Annotated in this window: 1 pseudogene; it reads right to left on the bottom strand. The window is 53.8% G+C overall.

Annotation, left to right across the window (positions count from 1 at the left end):
• Positions 1 to 38: 38 nt before the first annotated feature.
• Positions 39 to 1042 (bottom strand): annotated as a pseudogene (locus H9627_RS14080) (IS3 family transposase); the annotation flags it as partial.

Raw genomic sequence — 1042 nt, 5'->3', positions numbered from 1 at the left:
GGGGCCCGACCCCCGGATGGTAGACACGGAGGATTTGATCAGGAAGCAGATCTCAGGATAGCAGGACCGCGCTCCTCAAACACGACCGGAGCGAGATATTTACACCAGGAATGCCGGCGAATGGTGTTGTAGCGGGTGCACCAGCGGAAAACGTCCCGGCGACAGATCAATTGGTTCGCAAACGTCTTGGAATCTTGGAAGACTTCCCGCTTCATCGCGGCATTGAAAGACTCCGCGAGCGCGTTGTCCGCACTGGTGCCGATTGCTCCCATCGACTGCCTGATTCCGAGGTCATTACAGGTGTTCTGGAATGCATGAGAGGTGTAAACGCTTCCGTGGTCCGAGTGAAAGATTGCACCTTTCAGGTTTCCACGCTGGCCCTTCGCCATTTTTAGCGCATCCTGCACCAGGGAAGTACGCATGTGGTCCGCGATAGAAAAGCCCACCAACCTGCGAGAATAACAGTCAATGACTGTAGCTAAGTACATATTCGACCCATCAGCGATCGGTAGGTAGGTGATGTCCCCGACGTAGAGCTGGTTCGGCTTCTCAGCGGTGAACTTCCGGCCGACAAGGTCAGGGAACACTGTCTTGGTTTTGTCCGAAACAGTGGTGGTGACCTTGCGTTTCTTGGTGTAGCCAAACAGTTTGAGTTCACGCATGACCCGGGCGACCCGCTTGTGGTTCACCGGATCATAGCCGATCTGGTCTTTGAGTTCAGCCGCGATTCGTTTGGCCCCATAACAGCCACTGTGAGTGGTGAATACAGTCTTGACCCGAGCGCCGAGGATCGCGTCGTTGAGCAGGCGTTTTTTACGTGTGAAGGCGGTTCTTTTCCATTTGTAATATGAGGAACGATTGAGCTTCAACACATCACATATCCGCTTAACCGAGTAGGTTTTCTTAGTGTCGTCAACGAACTGGAAGCGGATCACCAGTTCGTCTCTTCCGCGAAATATTTAGCGGCTTTTCGCAGGATATCGCGCTCTTCGCGCAGCCGGATGACCTCGCGTTCCAGTTGTCTGATCCGCTCGGCTTCAGT

The sequence above is a fragment of the Corynebacterium gallinarum genome (assembly GCF_014837045.1).
GTDB lineage: Bacteria > Actinomycetota > Actinomycetes > Mycobacteriales > Mycobacteriaceae > Corynebacterium > Corynebacterium gallinarum.
This window is presented reverse-complemented; position numbering and strand designations above follow the sequence as displayed.